This is a genomic window from Azospirillum sp. RU38E (assembly GCF_900188385.1).
Classification (GTDB): domain Bacteria; phylum Pseudomonadota; class Alphaproteobacteria; order Azospirillales; family Azospirillaceae; genus Niveispirillum.
On record NZ_FZOI01000003.1, the window covers coordinates 303,206 to 325,671 of the forward strand.

Annotated in this window: 20 protein-coding genes; 4 read left to right on the forward strand and 16 right to left on the reverse strand. The window is 62.9% G+C overall.

Annotated elements, in window-relative coordinates; translation table 11 throughout:
- Positions 1 to 28: 28 nt before the first annotated feature.
- From CHB97_RS08840 to CHB97_RS08875, 8 genes are all read right to left on the reverse strand, one after another.
- Entirely contained in the window at positions 29 to 2,593 is a 2,565-nt protein-coding gene (locus CHB97_RS08840) for a TonB-dependent receptor (RefSeq protein WP_089287596.1), read from the reverse strand.
- A 225-nt stretch (positions 2,594 to 2,818) separates the two neighbouring features.
- Positions 2,819 to 4,498, reverse strand: a complete 1,680-nt coding sequence (locus CHB97_RS08845) for a methyl-accepting chemotaxis protein (RefSeq protein ID WP_089287597.1) — start codon at positions 4,496 to 4,498, stop codon at positions 2,819 to 2,821.
- A gap of 89 nt (positions 4,499 to 4,587) precedes the next feature.
- Positions 4,588 to 5,052, reverse strand: a complete 465-nt coding sequence (locus CHB97_RS08850) for a cache domain-containing protein (RefSeq protein WP_089287598.1) — start codon at positions 5,050 to 5,052, stop codon at positions 4,588 to 4,590.
- Between the two features lie 222 nt (positions 5,053 to 5,274).
- A complete protein-coding gene (locus CHB97_RS08855; RefSeq protein WP_089287599.1) occupies positions 5,275 to 6,510 on the reverse strand; it encodes a GTP-binding protein in 1,236 nt (411 codons plus the stop codon).
- A gap of 91 nt (positions 6,511 to 6,601) precedes the next feature.
- A complete protein-coding gene (locus CHB97_RS08860) occupies positions 6,602 to 7,111 on the reverse strand; it encodes a Fur family transcriptional regulator (RefSeq protein ID WP_089287600.1) in 510 nt (169 codons plus the stop codon).
- Positions 7,112 to 7,258: 147 nt separating this feature from the next.
- Complete coding sequence (locus tag CHB97_RS08865) at positions 7,259 to 8,953, reverse strand: methyl-accepting chemotaxis protein (protein ID WP_089287601.1); 1,695 nt, start codon at positions 8,951 to 8,953, stop codon at positions 7,259 to 7,261.
- Positions 8,954 to 9,017: 64 nt separating this feature from the next.
- Entirely contained in the window at positions 9,018 to 9,479 is a 462-nt protein-coding gene (locus CHB97_RS08870) for a hypothetical protein (RefSeq protein WP_089287602.1), read from the reverse strand.
- Positions 9,480 to 9,494: 15 nt separating this feature from the next.
- Positions 9,495 to 11,483: a TonB-dependent siderophore receptor gene (locus tag CHB97_RS08875; RefSeq protein ID WP_244559464.1), complete on the reverse strand. Its 1,989-nt coding sequence runs from the start codon at positions 11,481 to 11,483 to the stop codon at positions 9,495 to 9,497.
- Between the two features lie 333 nt (positions 11,484 to 11,816).
- Here CHB97_RS08875 and CHB97_RS08880 point away from each other — a divergent pair, with 333 nt between their 5' ends.
- The 3 genes from CHB97_RS08880 to CHB97_RS08890 are packed head-to-tail and all read left to right on the forward strand — an operon-like array spanning position 11,817 to position 14,847.
- Positions 11,817 to 12,545 carry an SDR family NAD(P)-dependent oxidoreductase gene (locus tag CHB97_RS08880; protein WP_089287603.1) on the forward strand — a complete coding sequence of 243 codons (729 nt, stop codon included), beginning with the start codon at positions 11,817 to 11,819 and terminating at the stop codon, positions 12,543 to 12,545.
- A gap of 17 nt (positions 12,546 to 12,562) precedes the next feature.
- On the forward strand, positions 12,563 to 13,303 hold the full coding sequence (locus CHB97_RS08885) for a DUF6134 family protein (RefSeq protein ID WP_089287604.1): 741 nt from the start codon (positions 12,563 to 12,565) through the stop codon (positions 13,301 to 13,303).
- Positions 13,300 to 14,847 (forward strand): cryptochrome/photolyase family protein, encoded by a 1,548-nt coding sequence (locus tag CHB97_RS08890; RefSeq protein WP_089287605.1) that lies wholly within the window; start codon positions 13,300 to 13,302, stop codon positions 14,845 to 14,847. The genes CHB97_RS08885 and CHB97_RS08890 overlap by 4 nt, the downstream gene beginning before the upstream one ends.
- Positions 14,848 to 14,951: 104 nt before the next feature.
- Here the strand turns inward: CHB97_RS08890 and CHB97_RS08895 are convergent, their stop codons facing one another.
- The 5 genes from CHB97_RS08895 to CHB97_RS08915 form a co-directional block, all read right to left on the reverse strand.
- The gene (locus CHB97_RS08895; RefSeq protein WP_089287606.1) at positions 14,952 to 15,761 is read right to left on the reverse strand and encodes an alpha/beta fold hydrolase; all 810 of its coding nucleotides are present in this window, start codon (positions 15,759 to 15,761) and stop codon (positions 14,952 to 14,954) included.
- A gap of 206 nt (positions 15,762 to 15,967) precedes the next feature.
- The gene (locus tag CHB97_RS08900) at positions 15,968 to 16,903 is read right to left on the reverse strand and encodes a sigma-70 family RNA polymerase sigma factor (protein ID WP_200819869.1); all 936 of its coding nucleotides are present in this window, start codon (positions 16,901 to 16,903) and stop codon (positions 15,968 to 15,970) included.
- Positions 16,900 to 17,355, reverse strand: coding sequence for a carboxymuconolactone decarboxylase family protein (locus CHB97_RS08905; RefSeq protein ID WP_244559465.1), 456 nt, complete (start codon positions 17,353 to 17,355; stop codon positions 16,900 to 16,902). Before CHB97_RS08905 ends, CHB97_RS08900 begins: the two co-directional genes overlap by 4 nt.
- Positions 17,356 to 17,452: 97 nt before the next feature.
- A complete protein-coding gene (locus CHB97_RS08910; RefSeq protein WP_089287608.1) occupies positions 17,453 to 18,046 on the reverse strand; it encodes a glutathione S-transferase N-terminal domain-containing protein in 594 nt (197 codons plus the stop codon).
- Positions 18,046 to 19,227, reverse strand: a complete 1,182-nt coding sequence (locus tag CHB97_RS08915) for a YbfB/YjiJ family MFS transporter (RefSeq protein WP_160105706.1) — start codon at positions 19,225 to 19,227, stop codon at positions 18,046 to 18,048. The genes CHB97_RS08910 and CHB97_RS08915 overlap by 1 nt, the downstream gene beginning before the upstream one ends.
- Before the next feature lie 99 nt (positions 19,228 to 19,326).
- Here CHB97_RS08915 and CHB97_RS08920 point away from each other — a divergent pair, with 99 nt between their 5' ends.
- Positions 19,327 to 20,217: a LysR family transcriptional regulator gene (locus CHB97_RS08920; protein WP_089287610.1), complete on the forward strand. Its 891-nt coding sequence runs from the start codon at positions 19,327 to 19,329 to the stop codon at positions 20,215 to 20,217.
- Here the strand turns inward: CHB97_RS08920 and CHB97_RS08925 are convergent, their stop codons facing one another.
- The 3 genes from CHB97_RS08925 to CHB97_RS25865 all read right to left on the reverse strand — a co-directional run bounded on the left by CHB97_RS08925 (position 20,218) and on the right by CHB97_RS25865 (position 22,407).
- On the reverse strand, positions 20,218 to 20,421 hold the full coding sequence (locus CHB97_RS08925; protein ID WP_143270805.1) for a hypothetical protein: 204 nt from the start codon (positions 20,419 to 20,421) through the stop codon (positions 20,218 to 20,220).
- 119 nt (positions 20,422 to 20,540) lie between these two features.
- A complete protein-coding gene (locus CHB97_RS08930) occupies positions 20,541 to 21,476 on the reverse strand; it encodes a bifunctional riboflavin kinase/FAD synthetase (protein WP_089287612.1) in 936 nt (311 codons plus the stop codon).
- 160 nt (positions 21,477 to 21,636) lie between these two features.
- Positions 21,637 to 22,407: a hypothetical protein gene (locus tag CHB97_RS25865; protein WP_143270807.1), complete on the reverse strand. Its 771-nt coding sequence runs from the start codon at positions 22,405 to 22,407 to the stop codon at positions 21,637 to 21,639.
- Between the last annotated feature and the right edge of the window lie 59 nt (positions 22,408 to 22,466).

Sequence of the window (22,466 nt, forward strand, 5' to 3'; positions counted from 1 at the left end):
CGCCGAAACCGGCGGGGCCTTATGACGCTCAGTACTTGTACTGGAAGCCGGTCTTGAAAGCAGCGCCGTAGCGTTCCGTTTCCACCAGCTTGTTGGAGGTGCCGATGTAACGCTGCCAATGGGCATCGGTCAGGTTCGCCCCTTCCAGATAGACCTGGAAATGGCTACTGACATCATAGGCGATGCGGGCATCCAGCTGGCCGTTGCTGGCAGTATAAATATCGGTATCGCGGCTGGTGCCAACCGTATCCAGATAGGCCGAGCGGTAGGAATAGGCGACGCGGGCCAGGAACCCGTCCTTCTCATAATAAACCTGCGCCGAGGCCACGCGCTTGGACTGGTTGAACATCGGCACCTTGCCAGTGCGGCCAAACACGCCCGACGCCTCGCTGCGGGTCAGGGTCAGGTTGCCGGACACCCCGAACCCGTCAAACGGGGATGGCAGGAAGGTCGCCTGGGTGCTGGCATTGAGTTCAATGCCCTCCACCATGCCGGATGCGGCATTGCGCGGCGTGGTCACCAGGGCCTTCGCCAGGCTGACGCCGCCGAAACTGCCATTGGTGACGGTGACGGCTTCGCTATAGATCGGGTTGTCGATATCCTTGCGGAACAGCCCCACCGACAGGATGCCCTGGCTGGGCAGGTAATATTCGGCGGCCAGATCATAGTTGGTGGATTTCAGCGGTTCCAGATGCGGATTGCCACGGGCCACCGTGGCAGCACCGGTATCAATGGTGATGTAGGGCGGCAGATCGGCATAGTTGGGCCGGCCGATGGCCGTGGTCACGGCCCCGCGCAGCACCACCCCTTGCATCAGGTCAAACTGGGCATTGATGCCGGGGAACCAGTCCGTATAGCTTTTGCCGCCAAAGGAATTGTAATCCTGATTGACGGTGGAGGTGGGGGCGATGACCTTGGCCTTGAAATCACCCGACGTATGCTCGACACGCACGCCGGGGATCAGGGTCAGCCGGTCCCAGTTCAGCGACGCCATGACATAGCCGGCGCTGATATCCTCCGTCACCCGGTAATCATTGGCCAAGGCATTGGCCAGCGAACCGGAGAGATTATATTTCAGCGTGCCGGCATGGCTGGCGACATAGGCTTCCGCATCATCGTAGCTGACGCGCGGATCCATGGGGAAGCGACCGTCAAAGGTGCCACGCCCGGCGCCTACCACGGCAGAGGCCAGGGTGAAGCCCGACGCATCATAGGTGGCATAATCGCGGTCATTCGCCTTGTGCCGCGACAGATATTTGGCGCCGACCTTGACGAAGCTCTCATCCCCCAGATCCACCGGCAGCTTGTAATCAGCGCGGGCCTGATAGAGATTCTCCTCTGCCTTGCGATGGTCATAACTGACGCTGCGGGCACTGTAGAGGGCGGGGTTGTAGGCGGCATCGGCCGGCGTGACCTGATAGATCGTGTCCGTCAGGTCATAGGTGGCGGTGAAGGCGTTGCTGCCGGTGCGGAACTGCCACTCGCTGCGCAGCGGGTCTTTCTTCACCGCCCGGGTATAGGTGGCGTCCAGATCCAATGTGCCGACCGCCAGCTCGAACTTGCCGCCCAAATTGGCCGTGACGGTATTGTCATCCTCTTCCCGCTTGCGGACATAGCGGGTGCCGCGCGCCTTGAAGCTGCCGCTGGTGGCTGTCTGGTTGGTGATGGTGGTGGGGATTTCCACCCGGAACTGGTCGCGGGTTTCGCTGTCCTTGAACTCATCATAGGCGGTGCGCAGATAAAGCCGGGTGCTGTCGCTGACATTCCAGTCGAAATTGGCCACCGTGCCCAGCCGCTTGCGGGTCAGGTTATATTCGCGGGGGCGGAAATCGTCCGGCACCGCGTAGCCGCCGATGGTGTTCCAGTTGCTGGAGCCTTGCAGGTTCTCCGATCGGATCGGCCGCTGGTCGTAATTGGCGGACAGGACCAGACCATATTGGCGGTTCTCGCCAAAGACATCGCCGATGGTGGCATCCACGCCGACCGGGCGCTTCTCATTCAGTTCATAATGACCGACGCTGCCGCGGGCGGTGGCGAAGAACTTGTTGCGGTCAAAGGCGCTGACCGTATTGATATTGATCTGGCCGGCAATGGCATTGGCGTCCAGATCGGGGGTCAGGCTTTTGATCACCTCCACCGACCCGATCATGGCGGACGGGATATCATCCAGCTTGACCTGCCGTGCGTCCGGCTCCGGGGCGGCGGTCGTCTGGTTGTTCAGCGTCACATTGGCCAGATTGGGGCTGGTGCCCCGGATGATGACATAACGGCCCTCACCCTGGTCATTGGCCACAGAGATGCCGGGCAGGCGCTTCACCGCTTCCGCGACATTCTGATCGGGCAGCTTGCCCACATCATCGGCGACGATGGCCTCGATGATGTTGCCGGCCTTCTGCTTCATTTGCAGGGCCTTCTTGTCGGCCAGCCGCATTCCGGTGACGGTGATTTCTTCCATCACCGGCTCGGATGTCGTCGGCGCCTCGGCGGCGTTTGTGGCAAACGGGGCCGACAGAGCCAGGATGCTGACACAGCCCAGAAGGCGCACGATCAGGCCAGCGCGGGCCGGCACGCCCCGTCTATTCAACGACGACATTCCAGAGTCTCCTTAAAGGAGCCTTGCCGGGAACCAAGTTACGGCAAGGCCTTCCTTTCATTTCGCTGGCGCGAAGCTAGAGCCGTCGGTGGATAAACTCAGGTTAAATTTTGATGATAGTGGAGACCTGCTGATTTGTTGCGATGAAACGGGCTTCATTTCCAACAGGGTTTGGTTCTTTTTCCTTGTTCCAAGGGGGCCAAAGACTGCGAAATGGCGGATGGATCAGCTGCGAACCTGGGATAGGAAACCCCGAATTTGCCCATCCAGCGCGTCGGACCGCTGGCTCAGCCGGCCCGACGCTTCATTCACCCGGCGGGAGGCTGCCTTGGTGGCGTCCGCCCCCTGCAACACATGATCCACCCGTTCCGCCACCTGCCGGGTGCTGTCGCTGGTATGCTGCACGCTGTCGACAATTTCATGGGTCATCTGGGCCTGCTGTTTCACGGCCCCGGCGATGGCCATGCCGGCGGTACGGATATCGCCGATCCGCCCGGCAATGGCGCTCAACGCCGCCACCGTATCCTTGGTCACCTGCTGGATGCCGCCCACCTGGGCGGCGATTTCCCCGGTGGCCTCTGCGGTCTGGCGAGCCAGGGCCTTCACCTCGCCCGCCACGACGGCAAAGCCCTTGCCGGCCTCCCCGGCGCGGGCGGCCTCAATCGTGGCATTCAGCGCCAGCAGATTGGTCTGGCTGGCAATTTCGCTGATCAGCTGCACCACGGTGCCGATCTTGTCTGCGGCCCCCGCCAACCCCTGCACCAGCTGGTCTGTGCGCCCGGCTTCCTGCACGGCCTGTTCGGCCAGACTGGCGGAATGATCCACACGATCCCCGATCTCCCGGATGCTGGCAGACAGCTGGTCGGTCGCCCCGGCCACATGGCCCACCTGCTGGCTGGCGCTGGCAATGGCATCGGCCATATTGCTGACGGCGGCGCGGGTATCATCCGCCACCTTTTCCATATCACCCGCCGTGGCGCGCAGTTCCTGCACCGCCGACAGGGTTTCCCGCAGGGAGGCGGTGGCATCGGCATCAAAGCGAGCGGACAGGCTGTCCAGGCGGTCGGCCCGTTCCTTCTCTGCCTGGGCTGCCGCTTCCTGCCGGGCTTGCAGTTGCCGGCGTTCCTGCTCATTGCCCACCAGCACGGCCAGTGCCTGTGACAGCCGGCCGATTTCATCCACACGGGTGCAGAGCCGGCTGTCCACCTGCAATCCGTTTTCCCCGCTGATCAGGCGACGGGTAATGTTGGCCAAGTCGACCAGGGGGCGGGCGATGTGGCCGGCAATGAAATGGTTGACGGCAATGACCGCGATGATCAGGGCCAGAATGGTGCCGCCGACCATGGCATAGGTCAGCAGGATGGCGCGATCAACGGCCCGTTCGTCATTGCTGATCCGGGTCGCCTGGGCGGCCTGTAACTTGCCCACCACCTCTTCCAGGGCGGTGGCAGACCTTTCCAGGCTGCCCATGAAGGCCAGGGTGGTGGCGACGTCGCCATCAATTACATCGGTCAAATCGCGGCTTTTGCTGACATATTTCTTGGCAGCTGCGCTGAAGGGATCGACCAGATCCGTCAGTCCATTATGGCTGATCACCTCTTGCAGGGGGGCCACGTCGCGCTCCAGCGCGTCGGTCAGGGCCAGCACCTGCTGCTTCTGGGCCGCCACCTTCTCCGCCCCCATATCGGTGGCCGCCAGTGCCACCAGATGGTAGAGCGCCTTGCGCTGTTGCGGCAAGCGGACCAGGAAGCCGTTCATCGTGTTTTCATCACGTAACACGGTGTGAAATACCGTGCTGACCCGGCTGTCGATGCCGCCGACCGCGATGATCTGCACCGTGCCAAGCCCAACCATCGCAATGGCGAGAAGCAGGAAGTAAAGGGCGATTTTGCGGGCAATTGACATGGGCTCACCTCACGCAACGGAACCGATCACCGCCTTCCAGGCGGGTGGAACGGGTGGCGGTGGCCGTAGCGCCACCCCGCCCGGCATGATCATTTCTTGTAGACGCCGGCACAGACCGCCAGATTGCTTTCGACCTGGCAGTACATTTCCTTCGGCTCGACCTTCTTGCTCGTGGGATTGGTGAATTTATAATCCTGCCAGAAGCTTTTATTGGCCTTGGCCATCTCCACCCGCTCTTTGATATAGAGCTTGCCGTCAATATCTTCGGCGTCGATCAGATCCTTGCCGATCAGCTTTTCATTGGCGCCATGGGCCAGGCATTTGCCCGTCAGGTCATAGACAACGACATACAGGTCGCGGTCGCTGAACGGGCCGCCCTTGGTGGAGAAATCGGCGAAGGCTTTCTCCTTTCCGGCGCTGGCCAGATGTTTGGCGGCGCGCTGCACCATGGCCACAGCTTCATCACGGGTGGCATTGCCATCCGCCGCCAGGGCGGACGCGCCCCCCCACAGCAGGGTGCCAGCAGTCAGGATGGTGGCAAGGAAAGGACGCATGGAGGTCTCCTCAGGATTTATGGTTGTCCATATCCCCAAGGCTACCCGGACATCAGCGGTTGTGGCTGTGTGCGTTCGAATACCTAATCTTTTGAACCTGCTTTGTATTACAAATAACGCTGAAAAATATGTCGATATGGGATGTATTTACTGATTATTTACCAATAAAAAGGCGCCAGGAATATTTCCCAGCGCCTTTGCATAATTACCCTCAGCAGGGGATCAGTTGCCCGCCTTCTGCATACAGGCATCGAACAGGGTCTGCACCACCGGGCGGGTCAGATCCTTGACGATGAAGACGATGCGGGTGCTGTGATCATCCGTCGGCCAGGCATCCAGCTGCACCGGCGGGTGGAACAGGTGCTGCACGCCATGGATGACGATGGGGCGGTCAGCCTCTTCCACATTCAGCAGGCCCTTAACGCGCAGAATATTGTCGCCCTGCGCCTTGGCCACCGTTTCAAAGAAATTCACCAGATTGTCCCAGGGCAGCGGCTGGTCCGCCTTGATGACGAAGCTGGTGATCTTGTCATTATGCCGGTTCACATCATGGTGATGATGGCCGTGCCCGTGATCATGCCCATGGTCATGGTCACAATGGCCATGATCGTGGTCGCAATGGGCGTGATCATGGTCATGCCCATGGGCGTCATGGTCATGATGATGGTGATCATGCCCGTGATCATGGTCGTGGTGGCAATGGCCATGGTCATGGTCGCAATGGCCGTGATCATGGTCATGATGGTGGTCGTGCCCGCCTTCATAGGCTTCGGCCTTCAGCCAGCGCTGCACATCCAGCGACTTGGTGGTCGGGTTATACAGGCCGGCATCGAACAGCAGCACGGGCAGGGCGTCGTCCGTCTGCGCATCCACATGCACGGCACCGGGGTTCAGGTCATGCAGGCGGCGGCGCAGCGCCTCCACATTGGCCTTCTCGGCAATGTCGGTCTTGGTCAGCACCACGCGGTCGGCCACGGCGGCCTGCTTCAGGCTTTCCTCGTGATTATCCAGCTGGCCCATGCCATGCACGCTGTCGATGGTGGTCACCACCCCGTCCAGGCGGAAGCGGGAGGCGATCAGCGGATCGGTCATCAGCGTGTGCAGGATGGGGGCCGGGTCGGCCAAACCAGTGGTTTCAATCACCACCCGGTCGAATTCCGGCACTTCGCCCCGGCTGCGGCGCAGATACAGGTCGCGCAGCGTGTCCGACAGGTCAGAACGGATGGTGCAGCACAGGCAGCCGCTATCCATCAGCACCGTATTTTCATCCGCCTTGCTGACCAGTAGATGGTCCAGCCCCACCTCACCAAATTCATTGATGATGACGGCGGTGCGGGCCATGCCCGGATCGCGGATCAGGCGCGACAGCAGGGTCGTCTTGCCGGAGCCGAGAAAGCCGGTCAGCACCGAAATCGGCAGGCGCACGGGCGGGGCGGGGGGCGTGGGTTGGGTGGACAAGGGCGTGGTTCCCGTCTTCAGTCAGCGAATATTCCCGGCGGCAAGCCGGGCAAGGGTCATGGGGTGCATTTGAGCGGCCCTGGCCGCTTCGTCAACCGGTTTGGCAGGCAGGGCAGATCCCCGTCACTTCCACTGTCTGGCGGGTGACCTGGAAGCCCTGGGCATGGGCTGTTTCATTGATGGCCTGGGCAATGCGCGGGTCCACCAGCTCCGTGGCCTCCCCGCATTTCTGGCAGACCAGAAACTGCCCGCTATGCAGGGTGCCGGGGTCGGCACAGCCGACAAAGGCATTCTGGCTTTCGATGCGGTGGATCAGCCCCTGTTCCAGCAGGAAATCCAGCGCGCGATAGACGGTCAGCGGGGCCACCCGCTTGCCGTCCTGGGACAGGTCTTCCAGGATGGCATAGGCACCGCGTGGCTTGTGGCTGGACCAGACCAGTTCCAGTACACGGGCACGCTGGGCGGTCAGCCGGGCGCCCCGGCTGGCACAGACTTCCTCCGCCCGCGCCAGCGCATCCTTGACGCAGAGACCATGATCATGGCGATGCCCGTCATGGTCATGCCCTGCCGGGTGGTGATGGTGGTGCTGGTGCTGGTCCATGGCCGGAAGGCCCCTGTGCCGATAATCCCTGGCGGGCAAGTTAGTCCAGCCGATGCCTTTCGCCAAGCCACGGCCGGGCAGCCATGAAAAAAGCCGCCGGCTGAGGGGCCGGCGGCATAGGTGCATTTCGATGACGGAAAAGGGCGATCAGGCGGCGCGCAGGGAGGCGATGGCGCGGGACACGCTTTCGCTCAGTGCCGTGGTTTCCTGGCCCAGCGTCTGGGACGAGGTCAGCACCTCGTCGCTGGAACGGTGGGTGGTGTTGGCGATGTCCTGCAGGCCGCCGACATTTTCCGCCACCACGGCCGTCCCCTGGGAGGCCAGCTGCACATTGCGGGCGATTTCCCGCGTGGCGGCATCCTGTTCTTCCACCGCCGCCGCGATGGCGGCGGACACTTCGGTGATGTCCCCCACCAGTTGCTGAATGGCGGTGATGGCGACAACGGCGGCGCGGGTGGCTGACTGCATCCCGGTGATCTGGCTGCTGATTTCTTCCGTCGCCTTGGCTGTCTGGTTGGCCAGGCTCTTCACCTCGCTTGCCACCACGGTGAAGCCCTTGCCGGCCTCCCCGGCGCGTGCCGCCTCGATGGTGGCATTCAGCGCCAGCAGGTTGGTCTGGCTGGCAATGTCGGAGATCAGCCGCACGATGGAACCGATCTTGTCGCCCTGACCTTGCAGCTGTTCCATCTGGCGGGTGCTTTCATCCACCTTCTGGCGGGCATTGGTGGCCATGCTGGCGGCATGGTTCACCTGTGTGCTGATTTCCTGGAACGATGCGGACAATTCTTCCGCCGCACTGGCGACGGCCTGCACATTGCCATTGGCATCGCCCACGGCCCGGTCCACCACGCTGGTGCGCTGCTGCCCCAGCTGGGCCTGTTGTGACAGGTCGCGGGCATTGGATTCCAGCTGGCGGGCCGCCTTGTTCAGCTTTTCCACCAGTGAATGTACGCTGCTTTCCAGCCCATCGGCGATGCGCTGCGACGCGGCACGCTTTTCCGCCTCCGCCCGCTTTTCCGATTCCGCCTGTTCCATGGCCAGCCGGTCACGGTCGATCAGGCTGGTGCGGAAGACGCCCAATGCCTTGACGATAGCGCCCAGCTCATCCTTACGGGCCAGGGAGTCCAGATTGACGGTGGTGTTGCCGCCGGCCAGCGTCGCCGTCGCCGACGAAATGCGTTCGATGGAACCGCGCAGGGCGCGAACGATGAAGAAGGAGATGGCACCGACAAGTAGCACCACCAGCCCCACCGTGATGGCGGAATTGCGCTGGGTGCCTTCCGCACTGGCGGTCATCTGCTTCATGGCGGTGTTGGCGGCATCACGCTGGCTGACCGACAATTTGCCCAGCCGATCCAGCACCGTGCCCAGATTGCTGCGCAGCGGGTCCAGGAAGGAGATGGCGGATTGCGCATCAATGGCCAGCATTTCCTTCACAAACTGGATCGGCTGCCCGAACTTGTCGATATCCTGGGCCACAGCACCCAGTTCAGTTTTCACCGGCCCGTCCGGCAGGCCCTGCTGCACCTTGGTGATGGTGGCCTTGGCCTTGTCCATGCGGGCAGTGACGCCATCCAGCATGGCGGCGGATTTTATTGCGTCACCGCCCGCCATGGCGGCGGCCAGGGCGTAATAGATTTCCTGCACGGCCCCGTTCAGCTCGCTGGAAGCGCTCAACAGTTCGGCGGCCGTCTGGAAGCGCACCTCGGTGACTTCCTGGCTGGTCTCAATGAACTCACCCATCGTGCGATGGGAGGTGACGGCCATGGCCACCAGCGCCAGCAAACCCAGCACAGGGGCAGCAAACAGCTTGAAAGCCATTGGAATGTCATCGAAACGCATGGCGCGTCATTCCTTTCCCGATTATCAGGCGGGTGCCGACAGGGGCCGGCACCCGCCCTTGGGGTCACTTTTCAGTGATCATCATTTTGAAGTTGGGGTCGAAATCGACACCCGCAGCGCTGGCGGCAGCCTTGCTGACATAGATCGTCACCTTGGGCGTGGTCTCCACGGCGATGACGCAGGCGCCGGCATCCACACAGGCGACATCATTGCCGACGGTGACGGTACCCTTGCCATTGGCCTTCTTGGCTTCATCGGCGGACGCCACGAAGACGGCGAAGGCACCGGCGGCACCGCCGGCATCGCCGGCCGCCACGCTGGCCGCTGACAGGGCCGACTGCACGGCGGCCACCGGGGCGGCACCGGGTGTCACCACCACCTTGGCGCCGGCCGGCGCCTTGGGCGTGACGAAGCCCAGCGCTTTGGCGGCGATGGTCACTTGCTTGGCATCCATCTCAGCCCCGCTGGCGGGCCATGCCGCCAGCAGCCCGACCGCCAGGACCGCCATGATCTTCTGCGTGTTCATTGGCTTTTTCCTTGGTCAGAGCTTGTAGGAAGCGGTGGCCCAGACGCGACGTTCCGCCTTGGGAGCGGAGGACAGCTGCGTCTCATTCCGCAGCAGGTCGGCACCGGACAGGGAGAGGCGCAGGTCCGGGGTGACCTGATAGCCCACACTGGCCTGTGCCATCAGGCCGGGCTTGATCTCGACCAGCGTCTTTCCGGCTTGGATCTCAAGGTAACGATAGGTCGTGCTCTGCCAGCGCAGTGACAGGTCGGTGCTCCACGGCCCGGAATCCCAGCCCAGATTGGCCTTCACCGTGTTGCGGGCGTTGGATTTCTCAAAATTCTGCCCGATCAGGACATTGGCGATCTTGATATCGTCATTGGTGTCCATCCACATCCAGGACAGGTTCCAGCGGAAAGCCTCCACCCGCCCCTGCAGCTCTGCTTCCAGGTTCCAGGCCTTGGAGGAACCCAGATTGTCACCCAGCAAGAAGGTGGGATAGCCGTTGATCAGCTTCGCACTGGCAAGATTGATGAACCGCAGATCCTTGGTCTTCTGATGGGAGACGGAGAACCGGCCGAAGCCGTTGATGCTGTCAATGGCATGGCGCCAACCGACCTCATAACTGGTGGTGATGCTGGGATTGATGTTGGGATTGCCGGAAATGATGAGCTGTCCCGGTGGCGGCTTGGATACCGACGAATTGGACAGTTCAATCAGATTGGGGGCGCCTACGCCCCGGCCCGTGCTGAGCAACAGGCTGTCCTGCGGCGTCACCCGCCAGACAATGCCGCCATTATAGGAGATATTGTCAAAGCTGCGGTCGTAATCCGCTTCGCTGAAGGGATAGGGGCGTGGACCTGTGTGCAGAAGGGCAGTGTGATCCCAGCGCACGGCGGCGGTCAAACTGATATCTGCGGAGGCCTGCCAGTCAAACATGGTTGACAAAGCATAGTTCCGGTAACCGGTTGTAATACCCTTCACCGGCCAGCTATCGATCTTGTTTTCGCGAAATTCACCGGCAACGCGGCTGGTAAGGCGATCTGTCAACTTTATCAGGTCTTGGACCTGCGCAATCGTCGTGTCGGTGTTTATCTGAGATGAACTGGTCGTGTAGTGACCATTCGTCTTAAGGTTGGAGTGGTAGATTGTCCCTTCCAGCAGACCGATCCCGGTATTGGCCTTGACATTGCCCTTGAACGAATAGGTCGTATAGGAACCCATACCCAAGCCCCCTGAGGGGATGAGAGCGAATTCGCTCTGCCGCGCCCAGGTTGTTTCAAACCCGACCTGCGTGTCGGGATTGACCTGGAAAAGGCTGTCCAGGGAAGCGGTGCGTCTCTGGCCATCCTTATCGTAGAAGCGATTTGTCAGCGGGGTTCGGCTGCTGTCAAAGGGATCAGCGGTCCAGCCGCCGGCCGACACGCGCACGCCGCCCCAATTGCCAAATTTCAGCGTCTTGAAGGCGTTGATTTCACGGAAATTCTGCGTACCAAAGCTGATATCGGCGGCCCCGGCATTATCATAAAGCGGATTATAGGTGACGATATTAATGACGCCGGAGACGGCGTTGAAGCCGAACAGGGCGGATTGCGGCCCCTTCACCACCTCAATCTGACGGATTTCCGACATTTGCACGGGGATGGAAGACCACAAAGTGATGCCGTAAAAATCCTGATAGACCTGTCGGCCATTCACCAGGACCAGCAGCCTGGGATTACCACCCTGGTTATAACCGCGCACACCGACATCTGTCCCAGTGCTGCTCCATTGCAGTACATCGATGCCGACCACCCGGTTCAACACATCGGGCAGGGTGCGCGCGCCGGATTTGGTGATCTCGTCAGCTGTAACAATGGTCATGGTCGCCGGCACTTCGCTGGCCCGCTGTGGCTTGCCGGTGGCCGAGGTGGTCACCGGTTCCCCGAACAGATCCTGCAAGGAGCCATAATCCATCGATTGTGCCATGGCACCCTGTGCCAGGGCCATGCTGGTTGCTGCCGCCAGAATCAACCTGGATGGCATGATCATTGCCATTTTCATGAAGTTCCCCACATCCACTTGCCGGCCCGGCGATCAACATTTCTGAGCGCGGGCGGGTTATTATTGGTGGTAGAACTATGGCAGATCGAGTTGATAATTATAGTTATGCAGAAGGATAGAGAATTTTCCTTTAAGAGATAGTTGGAAACATATTCTTTTGTATATTTTTAAAATTATAAAATACTGAGATTATTATTTTATATCCTATCATCGGCGGACCCTATCCTTTATCGACTGGATAAAGGCTGGACAAACCGTTCCCGCGTTCTAGGTGCCTGTGGGTCGGTTCGGTTTGATTAACGCAGCGGGGACGGTATGTCGGCACCCATCATTATCATCGGCGCCACCGGCGGGGTGGGGGCGGCGCTGGCGCGGCAATTGGCCGACCAAGGCCGCCCCTTGCACCTGATTGGCCGGGACGCGGCACGCACCGCCGATCTGGCCGCCACCTTGGGCGCCAGTCACGCCATCGCCGATGTGCGGGAGGAGGCGGCGCTGGCCGCCGCAGTTGCGCAATCGGATACCGGCGATGGTATTGCCGGTCTGGCCTACTGCGTTGGTTCCATCACCATCAAGCCATTGAAAGCACTGAAGAATGAAGATTTTCTGACGGCTTTTCAGCTGAACCTGCTGGGGGCTGTCACCGCCCTGCGCACGGCGGAAAAGGGGTTGAAGGCGGCCAAGGGATCGGTGGTGCTGTTCTCCACCGTGGCGGTGGAGCAGGGCTTTCCCAACCATACCGCCATTGCCACGGCCAAGGGGGCGGTGGCGGCCCTTGGCCGGTCGCTGGCGGCGGAATGGGCCCCTCATGTGCGGGTGAATGTCATTGCGCCCTCGCTGACCCGAACCCCCTTGGCGGCCCCCCTGCTGGCGTCGGAACAGCTGGCCCAGGGGATCGCCGCCATGCACCCGATCCCCCGGCTGGGGGAGGCGGCGGATCAGGCCGCCGCTGCTGCCTTTCTGTTGTCCGATGCGGCGGGATGGATCACCGGACAGGTGCTGGGTGTTGATGGCGGGCGGGGTGCCCTGCGCACCAAGGGTTGAACCATGGAGAGCGTGACATGCCGATGATCCATCGCCGTTCGCTGCTGCTGGGCATGGCCTGTGCCGGGTTGGCCGGGCGGGGGGCCTTTGCCTTCACCCTTCCGCCCGGCGACAGCCTTGCCTTCAGCGTTTTCCGCCAGGGCGACATTCCCATGGGCTATCATCGGCTGCGCTTTTCCCGCCAGGGCGACGATTTGATCATGGAAAAGCAGATCTTGCTGGAAGTGAAGCTGGCCTTCATCAACGCCTATCGCTATCAGCACCATAACCGGGAGGTCTGGCGCGACGGGCGGCTGATCGCCATCGATACGGAAACCAATGATGATGGCGACCGCTATGCGCTGACCGGCCGCGCCACGGAGGCGGGGCTGGAAATTGACAGCAGCGCCCATGGCCGCGTCATCGCCCCCGCCGCCATCATCCCCACCAGTTACTGGAACAGTGCCATCACCGGCGCCACGCAATTGCTGGATAGCCAGCGCGGCCTGATCATGGATGTGGTGATGGAGGATCTAGGTGTTGAGCCGCCCCCCGGCGGCGCCCCCCAGCCGGCCCGCCACCACCGCATCAACATCCAGACCAACAAGCCCGGCAATACCGACAAGATCGACCTTTGGTATGATGATACAGGGGCCTGGGTCGGGCTGGCCTTTGAAGCCAAGGGCCAGAGCATCCATTATGCGCTGGATGGTCCCGGCGGCGCCAGCCCGGTCCCGATGGTCACCGATGAGGCCAGCAGCACCCGGGGCCGGTCTTGAGCGCTGGCGGCACCTTGCGGCTGGTGCTGGGCGACCAGCTTTCCCATCACCTGCCCAGCCTGCGCGGGCTGGACCTGACCTCAGATGTGGTGCTGCTGGCGGAGGTGATGGGGGAGGCCACTTACGTGCCCCATCACCCGCAGAAAATCGCCTTCCTGTTCAGCGCCATGCGCCATTTCGCCGAAGAACTGCGCGCCCGTGGCGTGGCGGTGGAGTATGTGACGCTGGAAGACCCTGGCAATACCGGCAGCCTGGATGGGGAGTTGCGCCGCGCCATCGACCGGCACCAGCCGGCGCGCGTGGAACTGACCTTTCCCGGTGAATGGCGGGTGTGGAAACAGATGCGGGAATGGCAGCGCACCCTGCCCATCCCGGTGGAGGTGCGGGAGGATGACCGGTTCTTCTGCTCGATCGCCCGGTTCCGCGCCCATGCCCAGGGCCGCCGCCAGATGCGGATGGAGTTCTTTTACCGGGAGATGCGGCGCGACCATGGCGTGCTGCTGACCAAGGAGGGGGAGCCAGAAGGCGGCCAGTGGAATTTCGATGCGGAAAACCGCAAGCGCCTGCCCAAGGGGCTGCTGCCGCCCCCGCCCTTTCGGGTGGAACCGGATGCCATCACGGCAGAGGTGCTGGCCCTGGTCGCCCGCCGTTTCGGCCAGCATTTCGGCAGCCTGGAGGGGTTTGCCTATGCGGTGAATGCTGCCGATGCCAGCCGCGCGCTGGACCATTTCATCCGCCATGGTCTGGCGGATTTCGGCGATTATCAGGATGCCATGGCGATGGGGCAGGACACTTTGTTCCATTCCATCCTGTCGCCTTACCTGAATGCCGGCCTGCTGGACCCGCGCGCCGCCGTTGCGGCGGCAGAGGCAGCCTATCACCAGGGCAAGGCCCCCTTGAACGCGGTCGAAGGTTTCATCCGCCAGATATTGGGCTGGCGGGAATATGTGCGCGGCATTTACTGGCTGAACATGCCGGAATATGCCAAGGGCAACGCGCTGGCCGCCCACCGGCCCCTGCCGGATTTCTACTGGACGGGGGAGACGGATTTGAACTGTCTGGCCCAGGTGATCGGCCAGACACGGCGCACGGCTTACGCCCATCATATCCAGCGCCTGATGGTAACGGGCAATTTCGCCCTGCTGCTGGGGGTGGAACCGGAAGAGATTGAGGCTTGGTATCTGGCGGTATATCTGGATGCTTATGAATGGGTGGAACTGCCCAATGTGCATGGCATGGTGATGTTCGCCGATGGCGGCTATCTGGCCAGCAAGCCCTATGCGGCCAGCGGCAAATATATCGACCGCATGTCGGATTATTGCAGCCGCTGCCGCTATGATGTGAAACAGACAGAAGGGCCGGATGCCTGCCCCTTCAACTATCTCTATTGGAATTTCATTGCGGAGAATGAGGGGGCCTTACGCAGCAACCCCCGCATGGCGATGATGTATAAAGCCCTGGACCGGATGAGCGCGGAAAAGCGCGCGGCGGTGCAGCGCGATGCGGCCCGGTTCATCGCGGGGCTGGTGGCGGCTTCGGCTTAAAATAATACCAACCCGCCTAAAGGTTGACCTTTAGGCGGGTTGCAGGCCGGCAACCACTGGCCCGCCGCACGTGCGGCGGAAGCCAAGGGCGCGTCGGCTTATTTCTATCCGGCGTGCAGCACACGGGTGATGAAGGGCATGGCCTTGTCCAACGCCGCCTCCCCGCAATCCAGCGGCAGCATATGGCCGCATCCCGGCATCACGATCAATTGCTTGTCGTTGCCGGGAAGCAGCGCCAAGCCGCGCTGGGCATGTTCAGCCACGGGGAGTTCATGGTCATCAGCACCCCACAGCAGCAGTGTGGGCATATGGATCACCCGCAGATCATTCGCCGTGCGGTCGTCCAGGGTGGGCTTGTCGCGGGGTATGCGCAGGGCGCGGTTATTCAGATCGGTCCATTCCTGCACCAGATCATCCGTGACCCTGGCGCTGTCGGTCATGTTGTGCAACAGGATCTGCCGCCAGAAATTGGGAACGTGATAATCCTTATGCTTGGCATCTTCCGCCAGGGCATCGCGCAGAGCCGGCGGAAACGTGGCAGGGTCCATGTGGAGGGGGCCCACGGCTGCATCACCGAAGATCATCCCCACCACCCGGTCTGGATGTTCCGCCGCATAGGCCACCGCCGGCACAGCACCGCTGGAAGTGGAAACCAACAGGAAGCGATCAGCCCCCAACCGACGCGTCAGTGTGTCGATCACCCGCATGGTGAGAGCAACACCATAATCGGCGGCGGGCGATGGGCCGGACAGGCCGGCGGGTGGCTGGTCGAAACGGATGACGCGATAATGCTGTTTCAGCCTTTCGGCCCAGCCAGTCCACTGGCGCAGGCTGGCATAAGAGCCGTGGACCAGCACGATGACAGGGCCCTGCCCCTCATCCACATAATGGATGGGCGTGCCGTCAATCTCCATGAAGCGGGAATTGGGCAGTGCGTAGCGTACCAGCAGGGCCTGTTCTTCAGCCGAGGGGGCGGGACTGGGGGGGCGGGTCCGCCGTCCACCCTGGGGCCGCCGCCGACAGGAACAAGCCTAAGGCCGCTGCTATTTTCTGCCATCGCCCGACCATACCGGCCCCTCCTGATTGTCACGTCTCCAGGATCGGCGTTGTGGGCGTTTCCTCAACCGGAATGGGTGGCTTTGTCCGCTCCACGGATCAACAGCCCCTCCCGATGGATATCAAGGCCGCCCTCCCCCATAACTGCCAGATGGCGCAGCTTGTCCGGGTTGCGGGTGACGTAAACGGCCGCGATGCCATCGCCATCCAGCAGCAGGGCGATGGTCTGCAAGGTGCCATCCGGGTGGCGGTAAAGGAAGCCCGGCAAGCCGTCGATCAACCCGCGATACAGCACGGCCGGTTGGACAAAGCCGCTCTTGGCGGCGATGCCGGCAAAGAAGCGGGCCACCTTGTCCCCGCCCTGCACCGGGTTCAGGGCCGCCCGCGCCCGGCCGCCGCCATCGCTGTACAACACCGCATCGGCGGCCAGCAGGCCGCGCAGCCCCGCCAGATCGCCGCCATGGGCAGCGGCCAGAAAGGCATCGGCCATATCCTGCCCGCGTTCCGCCGGCACGGGAAAGCGCGGCTTGGCCGCCCGCACATGGGTGCGGGCCCGGACGGCCAGCTGGCGGCAGGCGGCGGGGTCACGCTCCAGCACCTCCGCCACCGCCTCAAACGGCTGGCCGAACACGTCATGCAGCAGGAAGGCCGCCCGTTCCAGCGGCGACAGCCGTTCCAGCGCCAGCATCAGGGCCAGGGTCAATTGCTCCCCCTCCTCCACCGCGTCCACAGGCTCGATGCTGGGTTCGGGCAGCCAGGGGCCGATATAGGTTTCGCGCCGGGTGCTGGCCGCCTTCAACTGGTCCAGGCAAAGCCGTGTCAGCAGCCGCACCAGATAGGCATCGCCATCGCGCACGGCCGCATGGTCGGCCCCGGCCCAGCGCAACCAGGCTTCCTGCACCATATCCTCAGCCTCGGCCACGGAACCCAGCATCCGATAGGCGATGCGGGTAAGCCGTGGCCGCAGCCGGTTGAAGGTGGCCAGCACGTCCCCGCTCACATCCGCGCGTCCTTGGGATGCACCAGCCGGAAGCCGACGCCGAACCGGTTCCAGGCATTGATGGTGGCGATCAGCAGGGTCAGGTTCACCTGTTCCTCCGGGCTGAACTGGGCTTGCAGCAGGGCGTAATCAGCATCGGGCGCGCCGGTCCCGGCCAGATCGGTCAGCGCCTCCGTCCAGGCCAGGGCCGCCTGTTCACGGTCGCTATAAAGCGGCGATTCCCGCCAGGCGTCCAGCAGGTAAAGCCGCGCCTCCGTCTCCCCCAGCGCGCGGGCGTCACGGGTATGCATATTGATGCAATAGGCGCAGCGGTTGATCTGGGAAGCGCGGGTCTTCACCAGTTCCACCAATGTGGGCTCCAACCCCAGATCGGCAATCTTGCCCTCCAGCTCATACATCGCCTTCATGGCGGCGGGGGCGGCGGCCTGGGGGTTGAGACGGGCTTTCATCATGGCTCTCCAGTTCATGGCCCCGGCAACAGATGCCGGGGCCTTCACCGATCAGGACGAGATGGCCATCGCCCCTGTGACAGGTCGGGAAAAATTATTCTCAGCGCGGGTCGGTGATGCGCATGGAAGGGCGCTGATCCACCGCCGCAAACCATGTCGCCAGCGCCGGGCAGCCCGCCCGCCAATCCAGGCCCGCATGGCGGAAATCCAGATAATCCAGCGCGCAGGCGAGTGAAATGGCCCCCAGATCGAACAAGTCGGGCGGCCCCATGGCCTCCAGAACCGGCAGGCTGCGCCCGATCGCCGCCTTCTGCCGTTCCACCCAGCCGGGGGAGCGTTCGCCGACCGGGCGGCGGCCTTCGATCACCGCAGCGAACGCCGCATCCATCAGCCCCTGCGCCAGCGCACTGCGGCGCAGCGCCTGCCAGCGTTCCGGCCCCTCGGGCGCCAGCAGGCGCGGGCCGGGCAGCACGGCATCCAGATAATCGGCGATGGCCCAGCTTTCACCCAGAGCCCAGCCCTCATCCGTCACCAGGGCCGGCACCTTGCCGGCGGGCACAGCCGCGTGCAGGGCGGCCGGATCGCTCCACGGATCAATCAAGATCAGTTCCACCAGCCCCCCGGCCCGCTTTTCCGCGATCAGCACCCGCACCTTGCGGGCATAGGGGGAAGTTTGGGCGGCATAGAGCTTCATCACGCACACTCCTTCCGTTGCAGCAAAACCAGCCCGGCCAGGGCCATGCCGCCGGCCAACAGCAGGACAGCGGCCCCCAGGGCAAACAGGGGCAGATAGGCATGGGTGGCCGCGAACAACGCCGTCATCCCATAGCCGCCGGCGGCCTGGAACAGGGCGAACAGCAGCGTCATCCGCCCCCACAGCGCCGTATGGCCCGCCGGCCCCGCCAGCAGCCCCGCCACGCCGGAGGCCAGCGCCACGCTGCCGGGCGTCAAGGCCCCAACCAGAAAGGCCGACAGGGCCAGGGCGGCGGGGGCCGTGGTCAGCAGCGGCAGGCCCACCGCCGCCGCCTTCACCAGCAGCGCGCCCGTCAGGGCCAGGGGAAAGCCGGTGCGCCGCGCCACCCGCGCCGCCAGCAACGGCCCCAGCACGGCCCCCAGCCCCAGAATGGTCCAGTAAAACCCGCCGGCCTTCAGCCCCCAGCCCAGCCCGCGCGCCACAAAATCCGACAGGAACAAAGTATGCGGCACAAAGCCCATGCCATCTGCCCCATAGGCGACTGCGAACAGCAGCAAGGGCGCCATCCCCCGGCCGCCCGTCGTCGCCCCCGCCACCGTATGGGGGGCGGCCAGCGGGGCCGGCTGCCACTGGCCCCAGGACAGCGCCGCCAGCCCCGCCCCCAGCAGCCCCAGCACGGCCCAGGCCAGCGCCACCCCACCGGCCGCTAGCAGCGGCAGAACCGAACCGGCCAGGATGATGCCGAACCCCATGCCGGAGAAAACCAGCCCGGCCAGCATCGGCCTGCTGTCCACCGGCACCCGCGCCATCAGCAAGGGGGCAGGCAGGATCATCAGCACGGCCCCCGTCACCCCCGCCAGAAAGCGCCAGCAGCCCAGCCAGACCAGGCCGCCATTCCAGGCACAGGCCCCCAGCGACAGCACGATCAGCCCCAGGGCAAAGCGCAGCACGGGGGCCGCGCCAAAGCGCCGCCCCAGCCCGGCCGCCACCAGCGCGCCCAGCAGATATCCCGCCAGATTGAACGCCCCCAGCAAGGCCGCCTGTGTGCCGCTGAGCCAGCCTTCCGCCACCATGGCCGGCAGCAGCGGCGTATAGGCAAAGCGCCCCAGCCCGACGCCCAGCAGCGTCGCTATCAGCCCGGCCGCTGCCGGTTGCCAGCCTTTCCAGTTTGATCCCACCATCCGGCCCTTCCTTCCAGAGCCCATCTTTCCCCAGACTTGACATCAGAAAAAATGAAATGTCAGGATAAATGAAATCTCTATTTTTGATGGATTAACGCCATGGACAGCACCGATCTGGCCTTCTTCGCGGCGGTGGTGGATGAGGGCGGGGTGACGGCCGCCGCGCGGCGGCTGAATTGCGTGCAATCCAACGTCACCGCCCGCATCCGCGCGCTGGAGGCAGGGTTGGGCGTGCAACTGTTCCGCCGCAACGGGCGCGGCGTCGTGCCGACCCAGGCGGCAGAGGTTCTGCTGCCCCATGCCCGGCAGGTGGCCGATGCGCTGCGGGCCGCCCGCGCCAGCCTGGATGATCTGCTGAACCTCGGCCAGCCAGCGGGGCGGTTGCTGATCGGCAGCATGGAAACCGTGGCCGCCGTGCGCCTGCCGCCGGTGCTGGCCGCCTATCACCGGGATTTTCCGGCGGTGGAGCTGGGGTTACGCACCGGGGCCAGCCGGCCCTTGTTGATGGAATTGCTGGCTGGCCAGTTGGATGCCGCCCTGGTCGGCGGCCCGGTCGACCATCCCGCCCTGGTGGTGGCCGACCTTGGGGTTGAACGGATGATGGCGGTGACGGCCGCCGGTGCCGATTGGCATTCCCTGCTGGCCCGATCGCAGGCCGCGGTGCTGTGCTTCCGCACCGGCTGTGCCTATCGGGAGCGGTTGGAGGGGCTGCTGGCCCATCTGGGGGCCACCCAGGTCAGGATGCAGGAATTCGGCACGCTGGAAGGCATTATCGGTGGCGTCTCTGCCGGGATCGGCCTGTCGCTGCTGCCGGAAGCGGCGGTGGAGCGGTCGCCCCTGCGCCCGCTGCTGGCGCTGCACCCGGTGCCGGAACCCTGGGCCACGGCACCGACGCAACTGGTCTACCGCCGCGATGCGCTGGTGACGGCGGCCCTGCGCCGCTTCATCGATTATGCCCGGTTGGGCTGGGCAACAATTGCCAGGCAATAATTACCAGACCATCTCCACCGGCGGGCGATATAGCGCCTGTTCGAACAGGCCATTGACCACGCCCTGAAGCTGCTGCTGCGCCGCCGCCGGCTCCTCTGATGGCACCGACACGCGGGTCAGCGCGGCGACGTGAAAGCCGCCATTGCGCAGGTTTTTCAAGGTGATACGGGCCTCGTCCGCCCGTGACGGATGAATGGCCGCCACGGTCGCCCTGCCTTGCGGCGGCCGGACAATGAATAAACCGAAATCCGGCACGGCCGGCACCCCCTATTGAACTTCCCCGCCCCCGGGAAAGCAAAAGGGGTGCCAGCAGAATGCCGCTATCAGGCCAGCAACTGGCGGGCTTGTTCGCTATCCAGGGCGATCTGTGCCTTCAGCGCGTCCAGCCCGGCGAATTTCTGTTCCCCGCGCAGGAAATGCAGCAGGCGGACGCGCAGATGCTTGCCATAGAGATCATCGGCAAAATCGAACAGGTGCACTTCCAGCCGTTCATCCGTGCCATTCACTGTCGGCCGGCTGCCCAGATTGGCCACGCCCTTGTGCCAGACCGTCTCCGGCCCCTGATCCACACCCGCCTCTACGGCATAGACGCCGAAGCGCGGCCGCAGGATATCGCCCAGCAACAGGTTGGCGGTGGGAAAGCCGATGGTGCGGCCGCGCTTGTCGCCATGTTCCACCCGCCCCTCAATCTCCCAGGCATGGCCCAGAATGGCCTGGGCCGCCGCCACATCGCCGGCCTGCAGATGCTGGCGCACGCGGGTGGAGGAATAGATCGTGCCATCGGCGGCAGAGACGGGGTGCACCTCCGTCACCTTGAAACCGTGCCAGCCGCCGGCTTCGCGCAGGAAGCCGATATCGCCGCCCCGATCATGGCCGAACACGAAATCATGCCCGGCCACCACATGGCGCACACCCAGCCCCTCCACCAGCACCTGCCGCACAAAAGTATCGGCGGAAAGCTGGGAGAAGGGCCGGTCGAAATGCAGGGCGACCAGGAAATCCAGCCCCATTGCCTCGACCAGCCGCGCCTTGATGCGCAGCGGCGTCAGCCGGAACGGGGGATCGTTGGGGCGGAACAGGCTGCGCGGATGCGGTTCGAACGTCACCACCCCGGCCGGCACGCCCAGCGCACGTGCCGCCACCTGGGCCTGTTCGATCACGGCACGATGGCCGCGATGCACCCCATCGAAGTTACCCAAGGCCACAGCACCACCGCGCAGGGCGGCGGGCAGATCGGCAGTATGGCGGAAAAGCTGCATTGGCCCGCGGATCCGGTTTCAGGTTCCATCAAGCATATAGTCGGGAACCAGCCCCCGGGTCCAGCCCCAGCCGTCGCGGGGCTGGACCGTGGTCGGGACAGAACGGGCAAGTCGCCCCACAGGGAAGCAGCATGACTGAAAATGGAAAAATTCAAGAAAATTAACGTAAAAATGTGTAATCATCAGATATATCAGGACAACCATCGACGCAAAAATACATATTTACGATTTGATCGTAATCATTTTTCATAGAAAGAATATGAAATTTCATTCCATTTTTAAGAGTTTCTGATTTATTTTTTATTATCCAGCCCGGTAAAATCGTATTTACTGTTTTTCTCTCTAGATACGAGATATTGTTATTACCAGATACATGGCTCGGGAAGATAAAGGGATCATCGAAATATAATCCCCTCCCAGCGACGGCCGGAAAATCACTTTCGAAACGATACACGCCCAATATTTCATCCCATATGCTGGAGACATGGGGGTCGGCCGTGCGCGCCGCAATATTTAACCAATATGGCGCACTCTGGCGAAGGGGTGTACTATAAGATAAGGCAGCGTATGCATAAATGCGAACTACAGCTTGACCATATCCTTTCCTGGAAAGATCAAACAACATTTTTGTATCCGGCACTTCCTGTAATATAGCTACTTTATACTGCGCTAGTGGACTACCCAGTGCGGCTGCCTGGCGATAAGCAGCCATCTGTTTTTCAGTATCGTTTGTTGCCTCCGCCTCCTCCAGAAAGCGCGCTGCGGCAGGGGGCTCAGGTAACGCGGGAAGAGGGCCCTCTGGCAGATAAAGCACAGCGTTTATCTGGGCCGAGGTATCCGCGTCCTCCGACGCTGGAGGCGTCCCTTCCGCACCCCCTGCCAGAAGAACCAGCCCCGCCAGCCCCAGAACCCGAATGAAAGCGGATTTCATTTCCCCACCCGATAAAGCGAAACCGGGGCAAGTTTCCCATCAAGATAATCCGCTTTCAA